Source organism: Exiguobacterium sp. s43 (assembly GCF_018617255.1).
In the GTDB taxonomy this organism is placed as follows: Bacteria; Bacillota; Bacilli; order Exiguobacteriales; family Exiguobacteriaceae; genus Exiguobacterium; species Exiguobacterium profundum.
Genome location: NZ_JACSJT010000002.1, coordinates 44,808 through 60,498, shown reverse-complemented (window position 1 = coordinate 60,498; position 15,691 = coordinate 44,808). Strand labels below are relative to the sequence as shown.

The window sequence follows — 15,691 nt, the reverse complement described above, 5'->3', positions numbered from 1 at the left end:
ACCAAAAAATCGAAGAAAACGTTAGAGATACATTTTCTTGTTGGCATTTATAAAAGCTAGGAGTAACATGGGGCTTAGAATAATAGAAGTGAAGGGGATGTCGTGATGCGACATAGATTGTCAGCGCGTGAGTTGCGCTTGAAACGAATCGAGGTGCTTTACCGAGTCGTATTTGAAAAACCTGCCCGTTTTATCGCGGGAGGATTTTTACTGGCGATTTTTATTGGGGCCACTCTTTTATATATGCCATTTGCGCAAGAAGAATCGGTTTCTTGGATTGATTGTTTGTTTATCGCAACGTCTGCCGGAACGGTCACTGGACTATCGACAGTCGACATCGGCTCCTCGTTTACCCTGTTTGGTGAATTGGTCATTGTCGCCCTCATCCAAATCGGGGGTCTTGGGTTTATGACAATCGCCTTGATGTTGTTAAGTGTATTAGGCAAGAAAATCGGATTAAAACAACGAATTTTGTTACAAGAATCATTGAATTTAGCCGGACCGGGGGGGACAGTTCGTCTCGTTCGGAACATCGTCTTCACGACAGTCATCGTGCAGTTTATCGGGATGTTGTTTTTGACGTTCGAGTTGTTTAGTACAGAGAACTATTCTTTTGGAACAGCACTTTATTACGGTTTCTTCCATGCAGTGTCTGCCTTTAATAATGCGGGATTCGCATTATTTCCAGACAGTCTCATGTCATTTGAGCAGAACACGGCCATCATTGTGACCATCGCCCTCATGATTATGATTGGAGGTCTTGGATTCACGACGATTGCCGATGCCACGGAAGTGAGAGGCTGGAAACGTCTCGCCCTCCATTCAAAAATCATGATTTTGTCACTCTTGGTCATCAATGGTGTCGCTTGGTTCGTCCTCATGATGTTTGAATGGGTATCGAACGAAGGGGTATTGTATGGTCGCTCCCTCGGTGAGGCGTTACATGTGACGTTCTTCCAAGCCGTGACGACAAGGACGGCCGGCTTCAATTCCATTGATATCGCGACCATGGCTCCAGCCTCGATCGGTTTGATTTTGATTCTGATGTATATCGGGGCAGGAGCGGCTTCGACCGGGTCGGGGATCAAAGTGACGACGCTTGCCGTTATCTTTGCGGATATGTGGGCCTTCATCGCAGGTAAGAAAGAAACGGTCATCATGGAGCGCACGATTGATGCGTTTCAAATCAAAAAGGCATACGTCGTCGCCATCTCAAGTTTCTTTTTCATTATGATGATCACGACACTCGTCATTTTGTCGAACGGCCACATTCCGGCGACTGCCATTCTATTCGAGACGGTCTCGGCGTTTGGGACAGTAGGGTTATCGCTCGGCATCACAGCGGAATTGAATGATGCCGGGAAGGGGCTGATCATGTTCATGATGCTTCTCGGACGTGTCGGATCGTTGACCATTCTCTTTACCGTCGCACGTCAAGCCGACCGGAAGATTCGCTATCCGAAAGAGAAGATTTTGATTGGTTGAACATGTATTGTAGGCTGCATTCCTCATGAAGGAGTTGCAGCCTTTTTTGAGGTATCGTAGTCAAGAGCGACACAGATTTTTGATGGTCTTCATCGTATGCAATAATTGGTATATAATGGGTTAAGGAATGAATCGATAAAGGAGGATTTGGACTTGTTATCTTGGCTCGGTATGACAAAAGGTGAGAAGACAGGGCGCCCGTTCTTCGGGGATGTGTCGAAGCGAGCGGTAACGCTTGTGTTACTCTCCTCGTTGATGTTGATGTATGGTGTGAAGTCGCTATTGGTTTACCTGATTCCAACTGCATACTTGGAGGATGCGATCGTTGCGGTTCTTCCTGGTATCGTAGAGCTCCTTGTGGCATTGGTCTATATCCTCGTCCTCGAGCGTCTGCTTCACGATCAAGCGGTGTCTCGTAACGACGCGGATGAGATATAAACAAGTGTACGATGATTCACGGCGTATACTTGTTCATTTAATTTCAATCATAGTTGAAGCCCTGACGAATCAGGGCTTTTTGTGTGCCATATAATAATGGACAATCTCAGGGAGGTAATCCTGGAGGTCTGGACATACGATGCCCGTTCCGTCGAGTGCCCGTATCGTTTGTGTCGTGTCAAAGTGAACAGGATGTTTAAAGTACTCCAATAGTTCGTGAGGAACCTCAAGTCGCTTGGCACCATTCCAAGCAGTAAATGCCGCGTCAGCAACGGCATGAGGAACGGTTCCGCGAGGAGAACGCTGAAACATCGTCTCATGCAACATACGATATACCTCTCGTGCGCCATGTGGGAATGGGTCCGTCAAATGAAATGTCCGCTTCAGGCCGTTTGGAGAATGAGCTAGGAAAGCGGTCGCTTCTACTACATAATCGTACGGAACGAGGTTTACCTCAACATTCGCCCGCCCGATGTAAGGGAGTGGTCGCATCTGCTGGAGTTGTGTCATCAATTGTAAGACGAAATAGACACCGTCGAACTTTTTCGTTTCGCCCGTGCGACTATGTCCGATTACGATCCCAGGACGAATGACAGTGATTGGCATGCCACCCATTTCTCTTGAAACGAGTGCCTCTGCTTCATATTTAGTCGCCTCATAATGATTTTTAAACTGGACCCGATGCCATAATTCATTTTCATAAACCGTCCCACGGCGACGTCCGGCGATATAGGCGGTACTGAAGTACACATAACGCTTCAATTGTTTCGAGCGTTTGGCGAACGCGGTCACATGTTTGGTTCCGAGTATATTGACGCGATAACCGATGTCATAAGGAATACTCAAGTCATATGCGGCGGCGAGATGGAAAATGTAATGTACATCGCGTTCAATGACAGACCGCATAATCGGGTCGAGAATCACTTCGGGTAACGTGATGTCTGCTTCAACAAGGACGAGCTGGTGCGGTGCAAGCGACGTCGTTGACAGTAGCGTATCTCGTAGCTCTTCTGCATCACGTTGTTGGTTCGGAAGATGCAAGGCGTAGATGACTCCGATTTGATGCGGTAACGAAGCGAGGTGTTCAATTAATTTTCCTGCTAAAAAACCAGGGAACCCGGTAAAGGCGTAATTGTTCATGACGTTTCCTCCGCTAAATCTAATGTGAATGTGAAAGTCGACCCTTTTCCGACAGTCGATTCCACTTCGATGCTTCCACCATGTGATTCGATAATTTCTTTACAAATCGACAAACCAAGACCGGTTCCACCAATTTTACGTGTATCCGAATTATCGACCCGATAAAATTTTGTGAATAATTTTTCGAAGGCGTGCTCCGGAATCCCGATACCGAAATCACGAATGGATACATGCGCTTGATTGTGGTCTTGTCGGACTCGTACTTCGATTTCCTGTCTATTCGGGGAATACTTAATCGCATTTGAAATCAAGTTGACGAGAACTTGCTCGATGCGATCGCGGTCGGCAACGAGATGCAAGTCATCATCCGCATTATCGAAATGAATGGTATGATCACTCGTTTCGCGGAAGCGTTCAATCACTTCTAAGACAAGTTCATTCAAAGCGAAATGATCTTGTTTATATTCTTGGTGACCATCTTCCATGCGTTGGATGTCCAAAAAGTCGTTGAGTAGGGCGGTCAATCGTTTCGCTTCCCGCGACATCGTCTTCAAGAAGCGCTCTCGTTTTTCAGGCGTCAAATCTCGAGCGAGCATCAATTCAATATATCCCGATAATGAGGAAAGAGGAGTTCTTAGTTCATGTGAGACCGTGCTCACCAGTTCATTTTTAATCTGGTCCATCCGCTCTTCCTCGGTTCGGTTACGGAACACAAACAAGAATCCACTATCCATACCGATTTGTCGTTTTGTATCCATCGTCGTTCCATACATCTCATAGTATTCTTCATCTCGATCGTTTGGCTGTGGGATGGAGAAACGCATCGATACTTCACGCGCTGTCCCATCGAGAAGTTGATCCATCTTTCGTAGCATCTCGCTCCTGTCACGAGGACGGAACGTGGAGAGGAGCGGGATACGCTCCTGAATTTTATTTGGAGCGATGCCCGGTAAGTCCATGAGTCGTCTTGCGTGGACGTTCATGAACAAGACACTCCCGTTCGATTCGGTCAAAACGAACGCTTCATTCGATGCTTGTAAGATTGACTGGATGATATCGCGCTGACGGGCGATGGCATTTTTTTCACGTTCGAGCATACGCTCTACTTTTTTACGGTCGCTGATATCACGCATGACCGCGACTCGTAACGTTTGCCCTTGATACGTCACTTCTTTCGGATACACCTCTAGTTCTAAGAACGTTCCATCTTGCCGACGACCAATCACTTCGTATGGCGTTTGAATGTGATTGCGAATGCGTCGCAACACATCGGCCCGGTACCCTTCCGCGATAAACTCGATAGTCTGGCGTCCCATCATTTGCTCTGCAGGGATTTTAAAGATGGATTCCGCCGCCTTGTTCGCATCGAGAATCATCCCATCTTCATGGAACAGAACGGCTTCGATGACCGATTCGGCAAACATGCGATAACGCTGTTCCTTATAACGGAGCTCACGTTTCAACTCAATCTCGGAACTCACATCAAATACGAAGAAAAAGAAGCCGATGAGTTGCTCTTGCTCATAAACGGGATGCATGAACAATTTGCCGATGAAATGTGTCCGATCTTTACATTGAAACTTCCATTCCCGGTCTCCTTTGTCGAGTGCGAGGCGCAACATTTGTTCGAACGATAGCAACCGTTCCGTCTCGTCTTGATAAGCAGAGCGCTTTTCACTTAATTCTCTCGATTCAAATAAAGCGAACGGTGTCATTTCGTAAAGCACTTCATGGGGCGCATAGCCAAACAGTTCCGTGGCCCCCTGATTGAAACGAGTAATCAACAGATTCGCATCCGTCATGATCATCGCCATGTCGAGTTCAGTATGCATCATCGCCTCAAAAGCGTTGTGTTGAATCGTCACGCGTGTATCATGAGGCAATGGCTCAATGGAGAGGATATATTGATTTTCCCACGGAATGGCGTGTACTCGCATCGTTGGCAGTTCATACATCCAAGGCAGTCCTTGTTCCATCCGACGAGACAATTCCATCGTAATCGGTGACTGATTGACCATATGGAAAAGGTTCGAACGTCTCTGTAGATTCTCAGGAAACTGCTCGAGAAACGGACGGTTTGCCTGAACGATTGTTCCATCTTTCTGTATTAACGCAACTCCGTAAGGTAATGCATGTAGTAACTCACTTTGGAGATTGGCATGATTCTCCATGAACAGTCATCCCTCCTTCGCGGTGTCAGACGAGCACATCTTCTATATCATTCGACAGATCCCCCTTTCATTTCCTGCCCTCAAAACGGTAAAGTGAGGGAGAGGAATTGGAAAGGAAAGATGAGCATGATTGGATTACTCATTGGGATCATCGGTGCCATATGTTTATGGTGGTTCGAGGCACCGCTTTGGAGCAGCGTACTGCTTCTCTTGCTTGGAATTGCATGGTTTATATGGAAAGTAAGGCTGTCGACCATCGACCGCATTGATCGGATGGATGGTCGGGAGTTTGAATTATTTTTAGAGGAAGTGTTCACCGCGCTTGGTTACACGGTCACGGTGACTCCAGCATCACGTGACTTTGGTGCTGACTTGTTATTGGAGACACCGGATGGATGGTCGATTGCCGTTCAAGCAAAGCGTTATGAAAAGACGGTCGGACTCGAAGCGGTTCAACAAATTGCAGCGGCCGTTCCCTATTATCAAGCACACGAAGGCTGGGTCGTGACGAACTCGAATTTCACGGACAGCGCATACGAATTGGCAGCGCCAAATCAAGTTCGTCTGATTGCAAGAATGGAGCTTGAAGAACTCTTAAAAGAAGCGGGATATAAGCGATGAGAATAGGCTTGTTCACAAGTTCGACAGAATCCAAATGATGTCGAAAAAAAAGGGTTGTCTTTTTCTTTAAACGATGCAATAATCATCTTCGTCATATGAAATATGTAGTAGTTGAAACGAGATAAAAACTACACAGAGAAACGATTGGGGTTTTCAGTAATACCCGACCGTACACATACAAACAATCACGGTTGGAACGTGCTAGGAGGAAAAAGCGGTGCGCAAATTAATTTATGTAAAAGGTTGCGTCTTTACACAAGGTGAGGCGACCATTTATGACGAGACAAATGATGCGATCGGATCTGTTCACCGCGACGCGGAAGGCAGTGTCCAAGTGCACAATTTGTCTGGACGACAGATCGCTCATGGGAAATACATCCCAAACTGCCAAAAATGGGTCGTGATGAACCATGATGGACAGGCGATTGGTCAATTGAAAGACAAGTTCTCGTTATTCGGGAAAAAGTGTGAGTACAACGTCTATGAACGCGGACTCTTCACGATTCAATATGATGTGGAACGTCACAAGTTTAGCGTTCGCGACAAAGCAGGTAAACTTGTCGCGGAACTACGGAAACAAGAAGACGATACGTTCTGCTTAACGAAAGAAGCCGATCAGTTATCGATGTTCGAACTCCTTTCCGTCTTAAAGACGTTAACGGTCAAATCACGGATGCCGCTCGCAGCATCTGTCTCATAACGATGACGAGCACCGGTCAAGAGACCGGTGTTTTTTGATACGAAAAAACCGTCTCATCAAATGAAACGGTTCAAATAGTGCTTGGCCTCGAGTTCGAGTGTCGTCACCCGATGTGCGTATAGACAAAGCTTCAAGACGTGAATGATATTTGGATGTTCATAGTTCATCTTTTCGAGCGAACGCTTCGCCCGTGTATCGAGAAGGTCGATCGGGCTTGTTGACTTCGCATACTCCGCGTAAAGTCGATAAAAATCAATCGGTTTGATGAAGTCGTCTTCGTCCCGGTCAGGGTTGTTGAAGATGAGCGCCAACAAGGAACTCGTCTCTTCGAGGGAAAAAAGGTGTTTCAAGTCATCAAGGAGATAAATGATTGCCGCTTGATGCAAGGAATACTTTTTACCGATTCGTGGGACACCGATGATTTTACGAACTTCACGCTTCGTCCAGTTTTGAATCGTCGTCGCAGAGAGATGCTCTCCGGTCAGTGCGTTAGCGAGAGCGACGATTTGGTTAATCGATAAGCCGTTCTTTTCAATATGAAACAAGTGGATTTTTCGAAGCTCTTTTGGGAAATGTTCACGCACGTCTTCAGGGAAGAGGGCGATGGCTCGCTCGATTTCTCCGACCTGCATAAAATGAAGGCAATCTGCCAAAGTTTGAATTGAAGTTGCGTCGCGCATACGGCCACCCTTTCTATCGCCAACAGCGTACGTTGGCTATACAGTCATTTGACCTCATTCTACCAAATGTTTGAAAAGTAAGCTAGGATGGGCACTGATTAAGGTATAATGACGGTATCATACACACTCTATATATGAAGGTGGTCAAGCAATGAATGAATGGATTAGTTCGATTCTTTCCATTGTAGTCGTCCTCGTGTTTCTCGTGGGTCTCGAACACGTCGGGAAGCGTCTGGGATGGACGGATGAAACGATTCGAAAAAGTGTACATATCGCAGTCGGGCATTGGTCGTTATTAGCAGTTTGGTTAATGGATTCATGGTACGTCGCGGCAGTCCCGCTCATTTTCTTCACATTTGCGAATGCGGTCCTGTTATATAAAAGCCCGTCACCGGTGCATCAAACGGAACGAAAATCATTCGGGACTGTATACTATCCGATTGCATTGCTCATTATCTTATACTTCTTCTTCGAGTCCGAGCCGATCGCATTTTTAGCCGGATCACTCGTGCTCGCCTGGGGGGATGGAATGGCTGCACTCATCGGACGCAAATATGGGACGGTCATCTATGATTTATATGGACAAAAGCGTTCTTTCCAAGGAAGCATTGCCATGTTTCTAAGCTCATATGCTGTCTTATTTTTATTGTTTTTGTGGAATGATGTCGTCCTTTGGCAAGTGGTAACATATGGGTTTATCATTTCCATCATCGCTACACTAACTGAAGCGATTTCATATCGAGATTGGGATAACTTTACAATTCCAATCATTGTTGCCATTGCGACATCACTATTGCTATAAACTAATCATGAATTTGTAAGAAAAACGTTGCTTGTCACGTCCAATAATCATTTGTATACTGTGATTCGTACTGAAACCATTCAGTGACGTGCTCGGAACGAATGAAGTGGGACCGAGACACTGATTAAATAGAACATAAAGGATTGAGTGAACGCATGAGCTTTTTACAGCAACTTCAAATGATCATTCCGGCCGAGCGCGTCCTTCAAGACGAGCCATTGTCGGCACACACGTATACAAAACTAGGGGGCAAAGCAGATTACTTCGTGGCTCCACACACGTACGAAGAAGTGCAGGCCGTCTTAAAACTGGCCCACCAAGAAGCGATGCCGTTTATGATTCTTGGCTTCGGTTCAAACTTGATCGTCCGCGATGGCGGCATCCGTGGAATCGTTTTGAACTTGAATGAACTCGACTCGATTCGTCGGGAAGGGAATCAAATAATTGCCCAGGCAGGAGCAGCGATTATCGACGTCTCACGTCAAGCACTGGCAGAGGGATTATCGGGCCTCGAGTTCGCATGTGGGATCCCTGGGACGGTCGGTGGTGCCGTCTACATGAACGCAGGTGCATACGGCGGAGAAACGAAAGACGTCATCACATCTGCGACGGTATTGACGCAGGATGGTCAAGTACTTCATTTATCTAAAGACGAACTCGATCTTGACTATCGAACGAGCCGTGTCTCAAAAGAGGGCTTGATCGTACTCGAGGCAACGTTCGAACTAGAACCGAAAAACTATGAATTAATCAAAGAAGTCATGGACGACTTGACGTATAAACGTGAATCGAAACAACCGCTTGAATACCCTTCGTGTGGTAGTGTGTTCAAACGTCCGCCTGGCTATTTTGCCGGCAAGTTGATTCAAGACTCTGGACTGCAAGGCAAACGCATCGGAGGAGCGGAAGTCTCGCTCAAGCATGCTGGGTTCATCGTCAATATCGATGAGGCGACGGCGACAGAGTACATTTCACTCATCCGTCACGTCCAGGCGACCGTTAAAGAGAAATTTGAAGTGGAATTAGAGCCGGAAGTGAAAATCATCGGGGAAGATATCGCCGTTGAGAACGCATAACGCATAATTAAAGAAGGAATCGGACGATGGCGTTCGGTTTCTTCTTTTTTTATATAGAAAAAGACGATGAGAACGGGCATCTCATCGTCTTAAAGGTTAAGCTTGTGTTTGTTTTGAGACCGCCTCATGGGCCGGAACGAACGGATATTCCAAATCACGTGCAACCGCTTCATACGTGACCGTTCCATTGATGACGTTTAGGCCTTTGAGAAGTGCCTCGTTTTCAAGAAGTGCTGGGAATACGCCTTTTTGCGCACACTCGATGATATATGGCATCGTCGCGTTTGTCAGACCCATTGTCGAAGTGCGTGGCACGGCACCTGGCATGTTAGCGACGGCGTAGTGTTGCACGCCATAACGCTCATACGTTGGCGCATCATGCGTCGTGATATGGTCGATCGTCTCACAAATCCCACCTTGGTCGATGGCGACGTCGACGATGACCGAACCAGGCGACATGCGCTGTACCATTTCTTCCGTGACGAGTTTCGGTGCTTTTGCTCCTGGAATGAGCACGGCACCAATCACAAGGTCACTCTCAGCCACTTGTTTCGCAATGTTGTATTTATTTGAGATCAACGTATTGATTGTGTTTCCGAACAAGTCGTCGATTTGACGAAGACGAGCCGGGCTAATGTCCATCAACGTCACGCTCGCCCCAAGACCAATTGCGATTCGAGCTGCATTCGTTCCAACGACACCGCCTCCGATGACCGTGACGTTCGCACGAGGCACGCCTGGGAGACCAGACATCAAGATTCCTTTTCCACCATGTGGTTTTTCAAGGATTTGAGCTCCGATTTGCGCAGCCATACGTCCTGCCACTTCACTCATCGGTGTGAGGAGTGGTAACGTGCGATCCACTTCTACTGTCTCGTAGGCGATGGCTGTAATCCCAGAATCGACGAGCGCTTTCGTTAATTCTGGCTCTGCCGCAAGGTGTAAATAGGTGAAGAGCGTCAAGTCAGGACGGAAGTATTGATACTCAGACGGCTGTGGTTCTTTTACTTTGAGAGCGAGTTCGACGCCTTCCCAAACTTCTTTCGCCGTTTCAAGAATCGTTGCACCGGCATCAATATATTCCATATTCGTGAATCCGCTACCGAGACCGGCATTCGTTTCGACGAATACATCATGACCAAGCTCCGTTAACATAAATGCACCCATCGGTGTTAAGGCCACCCGATTTTCATTGTTTTTAATCTCTTTTAATACCCCGATTTTCATGGAACATTCCCCTTTCATTCCGTTGACACAATTTGTTCACACCCCTAGTATAGACCCATTTGAAAACGCTGTCTTTAGCATGGATTCTAAAAACGAAGACGCTAACTTTGTGAAAAATCACAAAGTTAGCGTCTAGTCTTCTAATCGATATTGACCAGCCTTAATGGCTAAATAAATCATGGATCTTTCTGGTAAGGAAACTTGTGTGATATTCGTCAACTCTTCGATGCGGCGAATCCGGTACAGAACGGTATTCGGATGAATATGAAGATGAGCGGCGACTCGTTTGACGTTCCCATCAAAATAAAAATACCATTCGAGCGTCTTCACGAGTTCGGTCTGATGGGATGAATCATAATGCTGCAACCGTTCGACTGTCGGGTGGGTCTCCAGTCGGAGTCCGATACGTCGAGCGAGTTCCGGGACGAGTTGATAAATGCCGATCTGCTCGAAGGCACGGGAAGTCGATAGTTCGAGCGGGAACTTGCGACGCAGCGTGGTAACCCGTCGCGCTTCTTCGGCTGCGGCATATAACATGTCACTTTCGAAAAAACGTCGGCTGATGCCAAGACGTGGTTCGGATTCGCTGAACTTGTCTTGAAGCAATTGTTCGAACCGTTCCGCCCAGGCTATGAGTACAGTCTCTTCATCGGAGAGTTCAGACTTCATATAATGCCAGACGAGTAGCTGCTGACCGTCGATGGCATGTAAAACGACTTCAATTGACTCTTGCGTCGCAAGCACATAGTGAAGGCGTTCCGCAAGTTGAGGGGTGATCGGTTGAGCACATTCGATGACCGTCAACCGACTGGCGACGGCAATCGGAGCAAGTTCGTTCAATCGTTCGCGATTCGCATCCGTCAGGGTCGGGGAAGCGAGGACATCTAATAAGAAGCGTTCGAGCTCGGCGCTGATTCGTCGCTCGTGCATCGCGATGGTCATAAGCAGCTTTTTGGCGATGGTCGCCCCTTCTTGCAAGATGGCTAATTCTTGAGTACTGAACGGATTTGTCCGAGCTAAGCTCCAAATATAGCCGAGTACTTCATCATGTTGTTTGATGACGATTGCGGCGCGTTCCCCAAGACCGACGGCGAGACGGGCCGGGATGACGACCGGTTCATTTTGGTCGATGACTTCTTGTAAAATACCACTCTCCCATAGGTCTTCGATGACAGCTTCTGGGACACGACGCCCGATGATGGTCGCAATCCTGGCCGGGTCGGTCGAATCCGGATGTGTACTATAGGCGAGCAACTGGTGGTGGCGATTCTCAATCGTGATCGGTGCTCGAATCGCTTGACCAATCGCTTCGGCGAGTGTATCGAGAGACTCATAAGATTTCTGCAAAAAAGGCATGTCGATTCCTCCTCTCTCTTGAGTATACCGTCTTCTTTGTGAAACTTCACAAAAAGAATCAAGAGTGTGAGAAATGACATACCTTCTGCGATTACATTGGGAAAAGCAGTCCGACGACGAGACCGAGTAACGCTCCGACAATGACTTGGAACGGCGTATGGCCGACGAGTTCATTCAAGAGTGGGGTCTCATGTTTAATTCCTTTGAAATAATCGTTCAAGAGCCGTGCTTGGAAACCGACCGCCTGCCGAACTCCGGTCGCATCATACATGACGATAGTGGCAAAGACGACAGCGAGAGCGAATAGACTCGAGTCAATGCCTTCCATTCGCCCAATCGCGGTAGCGAGTGCGACGACGGTAGACGAGTGCGAACTTGGCATGCCTCCTGAAGCGAACATGATTTCAATTTCAAAATCTCTTGTTTTAATGAGTTCAGTTACGAGCTTAGCCGCTTGGGCGATAAACCAAGCGAGAATCGCAGCGAGTAAAGGTTCGTTAAACATGCGTGCATTCACTTCCTGTCTGACATAGTATCTTCACTATACCCGAAAGAGGCGCAAGCTAGACGTTAAGATTTCGTCAAAAAAAGATGTCTTGGACACGTTCTCCAAGACATCTTCTGGTCGATTTTTGTTACCCGACTACTCCTTCAGTCTCCTGAAGTTTCTCTGCAATGTTATCGATGATATAACGGTTGCGTGGGTGTTCTTGACACTCCTTCGAGCATGAACGCATTTGTTTCGGTTCACACTCTTCACAACAGAAATGCTGTGCATTGCACTCCGGGTTGGCACAATTAACGTAACGAACCGTCTCTGTCCCACAGTGCATACAGTGTGAGACGACAGATGGGTTCACGGAGTTAACCGGGACATTGATCCGTTCGTCAAAGACATAGAGCTCGCCTTCCCAGTCCTCTCCTTTTGTCGCTTCATCTTTACCATACATTGCGACGCCACCTTTTAGGTGGAAGATGTTGTCGTGACCTTGGTCACGCATATATGCTGTAAATTTCTCGCAACGGACGCCACCGGTACAGTACGTGAGAAGTGTTTTCCCTTCGTAGAGGTCCTTGTTCTCTTCGAGCCATTCCGGCATGTAACGTGAAGCCTCTACATCGATTTTGATCGCATTTTTAAAGTGACCAAGTTCGTACTCGTAGTTGTTACGAACGTCGAGGATGACGACATCATCACGATTCATCATCTCTTTCCATTCTGCTGGTTCGAGGTATGCACCGTGTTGTTTCGGTACATCAAACTCGCCATCAAAGCGCCACGTCACGAGCTCTTTCTTGTGACGGACAAAAATTTTCTTGAAGGCATGCTCTTCGACTTCATCGATTTTGAACTCGATATCGCTGAAGAGAGGGTTTGCTTTCAAGTCATTCATGTACTGCTCGGTTTGCTCCCAAGTACCAGAGCACGTCCCGTTGATTCCTTCGGAGGAAATCAAGATGCGTCCTTTGATGCCGAGGTCCTTACAATACTTCAAATGTTCTTGCGTGAGTGTTTCTGGGTCTTCGATGTTGACGTACTTATAGTACAGCAAGACCCGCATTGGTTTTGTTTCCATGTTGTGTTGCTCCCCTGTGTTCAGTTTTTTGCAGGAAAACGAACGTTGGGTTGTGTCGTTCGACGAATAGACTTGCCTGCAACCACAAGTCCATTATTATATGATAAATATCACGACGAATTTTCGCAAATGGTTTTTAATTTTTTTTGACGAATGCAGGGAGATGCGTCTTGTAAATCGAATTCGGGTAATAGAGTAGTAACGAAAGTTGAAGGTGGAACGACTATGCTTAATTCTCTCCAACAGTACATCATCCAATTGATTGAATGGCTTCAAGGTTTGCCTGGTGGTCCATGGGCTGGACTCGGTGCACCGTTTTTAGAAGCGATTTTTCCATTTTTACCACTCGTCTTAATCATCTCTGCCAATGCAGCGACATACGGCTTTCTGTTAGGCGTTCTCTTATCCTGGATCGGGAACCTTCTTGGAACCATCGTCGTTTTTGCGGCTGTCCGTTACGTTTTCCGCAAACCGATGACGCGCTGGCTCGAAAAACATAAGGCGGCGGTCTATTGGTTGGAACGAATCAATCATATGAGTCCGATCTCGCTCGGATTCTTATATTCTCTCCCGTTCATCCCGGTCAGTTTGATCACGTATTTATTGGCGCTCATTCAGATGCCGCTCCGTACGTTCATCATGGCGGCAGGATTCGGGAAACTGCTCGTCGTCGTGATTTTCTCTGTCATCGGGGACCAGTGGGAGGAATTTATCCAAAGTCCATTTCGTTTATCGATGCTCGGTCTACTTTTGGTCGCATTATGGGCCATCAGCCGGGGGCTAGAAGAAGTGCTCAAACGACGCGCTTTCAAGAAACGGAACGAGCGGTTGAAACAAGAGATGGTCACGAAACGACAAACACCCCTTTGAACAAGGGGTGTTTTCACTTATGACTGTTTTTTAAAACGTGGGAAATTGAATGCGATGGCGATTCCTCCACAAATAAAGAGTAGGAACGGATAGAACATGAACGGGACGAGGTCCGGCGATGCGGTCTTCGTCAATTCTGCAGCGATGAGTAATTGAGCTCCGTACGGAAGAATCCCTTGTACCCCACATGAGAAGATGTCGAGTACGCTTGCTGATTTCTTCCGTTCGATGTCATACTCGTCCGCGATGTTCGCTGCAAGTGGACCGGCTACGAGAATGGAAATCGTATTGTTCGCCGTCGCTACGTTTGTCGCACTGACAAGTCCGGCGATGCTCCATTCGGCACCGGCACGTTTTTGAATACGAGATGTCAACGCGTCACGTAAATACGTGAGTCCGCCGTTGTGTGAGATGAGACCGACGAGTCCACCCATGAGTAATGTCAGGAATGAAATTTCGGCCATGCTAATCATCCCGTCCGCAATAGCTGTCACAAACGCCGTGACGGATAGGCTTCCATCTAGGAGACCGATGATGCCGGTGAGCGTGATGCCACCTAACAGAACCAAAATGACGTTCAGTCCTGTCAATGCGAGTCCGATGACGGCAAGATACGGAATCAGTTTGTACCATTCGAATGCGGCGACATCGACCGTTGACTCCCCATTTGACAAGACGGCGAGTAAAACCGTCGTGATGATGGCGGCCGGTAACACGATCCAGAAATTCGTGCGGAATTTATCACGCATGTTCGTTCGTTGCGTCCGGACGGCAGCGATGGTCGTGTCTGAGATGAACGAGAGATTGTCCCCGAACATCGCCCCTCCGACAACGGCTGCGGCAGCGATGGCGACATTGACGCCACTCTCTTCATGGATACCGAGGGCGATCGGTGCAAGTGCCGCAATTGTACCCGTCGACGTTCCCATCGCCATTGAAATGAAGGCGGCGATGACGAAGAGTCCGCTCAAGAGAAGCGAAGGTGGTAATAGAGTCAAGGCGGCGTTGACCGTTGCATCGATTGCCCCGATGGCTTCCGCTACCGTTGAAAAGGCGCCAGCCAGTAAGAAAATGAAAATCATGATGATGATGCCCGGATTGCCGGCTCCTTGCGCGATGCGCTCGACGGTTTGGGTGGCACTTCCTTTTGTCATGAATGCCGCAACCATCAAGGCGATGATGGCTGCGACGAGTACCGGAAACTTATAAAAGTCTCCGTAATAGACACCCGCCCCGATGAAGAAGAGTAAGAAGACGAGTAACGGCAAGAGTGCCCATTTGTTTGCTGTTGGTTGTTCCAAAATAATCACCTCACTAAAAAATAAGAAGGACCCTTTTCTGAGAAAAAGGTCCTTCGTGCGAAATACCCTTTTCATCTTTCGAGCAATGCGCCCGCTGGATTTGGCACAGGTTCCCCGCTGCCGAGACTTCTCAGGGCCAGTCCCTCCGTCTCTCTCGATAAAAAGTGAATCTATCCAATTAGTAAACACGTTCCCTAACGTACCTGTTTCAAATCTGCTTGTCAACTTAAAAACTCCCCAATTCGAT

15 protein-coding genes and 1 riboswitch are annotated in these 15,691 nt (G+C 47.5%); of the genes, 7 read left to right on the top strand and 8 right to left on the bottom strand.

Going from position 1 to position 15,691, the window contains the following annotated elements; all coding sequences use genetic code 11:
- Window positions 1-105: 105 nt before the first annotated feature.
- Together KNO79_RS10980 and KNO79_RS10975 are read left to right on the top strand one after the other, a co-directional pair.
- A complete protein-coding gene (locus KNO79_RS10980; protein ID WP_214691308.1) occupies window positions 106-1,485 on the top strand; it encodes a TrkH family potassium uptake protein in 1,380 nt (459 codons plus the stop codon).
- Window positions 1,486-1,638: 153 nt separating this feature from the next.
- Entirely contained in the window at window positions 1,639-1,923 is a 285-nt protein-coding gene (locus tag KNO79_RS10975) for a hypothetical protein (protein ID WP_214691307.1), read from the top strand.
- A gap of 69 nt (window positions 1,924-1,992) precedes the next feature.
- Here KNO79_RS10975 and KNO79_RS10970 read toward each other — a convergent pair whose 3' ends face one another.
- Together KNO79_RS10970 and KNO79_RS10965 are read right to left on the bottom strand one after the other, a co-directional pair.
- Window positions 1,993-3,063 carry an SDR family oxidoreductase gene (locus KNO79_RS10970; protein WP_159563352.1) on the bottom strand — a complete coding sequence of 357 codons (1,071 nt, stop codon included), beginning with the start codon at window positions 3,061-3,063 and terminating at the stop codon, window positions 1,993-1,995.
- The gene (locus tag KNO79_RS10965) at window positions 3,060-5,234 is read right to left on the bottom strand and encodes a PAS domain-containing sensor histidine kinase (protein ID WP_214691306.1); all 2,175 of its coding nucleotides are present in this window, start codon (window positions 5,232-5,234) and stop codon (window positions 3,060-3,062) included. Before KNO79_RS10965 ends, KNO79_RS10970 begins: the two co-directional genes overlap by 4 nt.
- Before the next feature lie 126 nt (window positions 5,235-5,360).
- On the opposite strand from KNO79_RS10965, the gene KNO79_RS10960 reads away from it, so the two are divergent.
- Together KNO79_RS10960 and KNO79_RS10955 are read left to right on the top strand one after the other, a co-directional pair.
- Window positions 5,361-5,855, top strand: a complete 495-nt coding sequence (locus KNO79_RS10960) for a restriction endonuclease (RefSeq protein ID WP_015880505.1) — start codon at window positions 5,361-5,363, stop codon at window positions 5,853-5,855.
- A 217-nt stretch (window positions 5,856-6,072) separates the two neighbouring features.
- The gene (locus tag KNO79_RS10955; protein ID WP_015880506.1) at window positions 6,073-6,555 is read left to right on the top strand and encodes an LURP-one-related family protein; all 483 of its coding nucleotides are present in this window, start codon (window positions 6,073-6,075) and stop codon (window positions 6,553-6,555) included.
- Window positions 6,556-6,611: 56 nt separating this feature from the next.
- Here the strand turns inward: KNO79_RS10955 and KNO79_RS10950 are convergent, their stop codons facing one another.
- Window positions 6,612-7,235, bottom strand: a complete 624-nt coding sequence (locus tag KNO79_RS10950; RefSeq protein WP_015880507.1) for a DUF1836 domain-containing protein — start codon at window positions 7,233-7,235, stop codon at window positions 6,612-6,614.
- Between the two features lie 151 nt (window positions 7,236-7,386).
- Here KNO79_RS10950 and KNO79_RS10945 point away from each other — a divergent pair, with 151 nt between their 5' ends.
- Window positions 7,387-8,037, top strand: a complete 651-nt coding sequence (locus KNO79_RS10945; RefSeq protein ID WP_214691305.1) for a diacylglycerol/polyprenol kinase family protein — start codon at window positions 7,387-7,389, stop codon at window positions 8,035-8,037.
- A 155-nt stretch (window positions 8,038-8,192) separates the two neighbouring features.
- Window positions 8,193-9,113 carry a UDP-N-acetylmuramate dehydrogenase gene (murB, locus tag KNO79_RS10940; protein ID WP_074034917.1) on the top strand — a complete coding sequence of 307 codons (921 nt, stop codon included), beginning with the start codon at window positions 8,193-8,195 and terminating at the stop codon, window positions 9,111-9,113.
- 96 nt (window positions 9,114-9,209) lie between these two features.
- Here the strand turns inward: murB and ald are convergent, their stop codons facing one another.
- The 4 genes from ald to trhO form a co-directional block, all read right to left on the bottom strand.
- The gene (ald, locus tag KNO79_RS10935) at window positions 9,210-10,340 is read right to left on the bottom strand and encodes an alanine dehydrogenase (RefSeq protein WP_015880510.1); all 1,131 of its coding nucleotides are present in this window, start codon (window positions 10,338-10,340) and stop codon (window positions 9,210-9,212) included.
- A gap of 132 nt (window positions 10,341-10,472) precedes the next feature.
- Window positions 10,473-11,696 (bottom strand): PucR family transcriptional regulator, encoded by a 1,224-nt coding sequence (locus KNO79_RS10930; protein WP_159563356.1) that lies wholly within the window; start codon window positions 11,694-11,696, stop codon window positions 10,473-10,475.
- Between the two features lie 91 nt (window positions 11,697-11,787).
- Window positions 11,788-12,201, bottom strand: a complete 414-nt coding sequence (locus KNO79_RS10925; protein WP_251125320.1) for a divergent PAP2 family protein — start codon at window positions 12,199-12,201, stop codon at window positions 11,788-11,790.
- A 130-nt stretch (window positions 12,202-12,331) separates the two neighbouring features.
- A complete protein-coding gene (gene trhO / locus KNO79_RS10920; RefSeq protein ID WP_159563357.1) occupies window positions 12,332-13,273 on the bottom strand; it encodes an oxygen-dependent tRNA uridine(34) hydroxylase TrhO in 942 nt (313 codons plus the stop codon).
- Window positions 13,274-13,498: 225 nt separating this feature from the next.
- On the opposite strand from trhO, the gene KNO79_RS10915 reads away from it, so the two are divergent.
- Window positions 13,499-14,143 carry a TVP38/TMEM64 family protein gene (locus KNO79_RS10915; protein WP_214691303.1) on the top strand — a complete coding sequence of 215 codons (645 nt, stop codon included), beginning with the start codon at window positions 13,499-13,501 and terminating at the stop codon, window positions 14,141-14,143.
- A gap of 17 nt (window positions 14,144-14,160) precedes the next feature.
- Here KNO79_RS10915 and KNO79_RS10910 read toward each other — a convergent pair whose 3' ends face one another.
- A complete protein-coding gene (locus KNO79_RS10910) occupies window positions 14,161-15,519 on the bottom strand; it encodes a Na+/H+ antiporter NhaC family protein (protein ID WP_256443673.1) in 1,359 nt (452 codons plus the stop codon).
- A riboswitch (SAM riboswitch) is annotated at window positions 15,513-15,608 on the bottom strand. It overlaps the preceding gene by 7 nt.
- Window positions 15,609-15,691 lie beyond the last annotated feature (83 nt).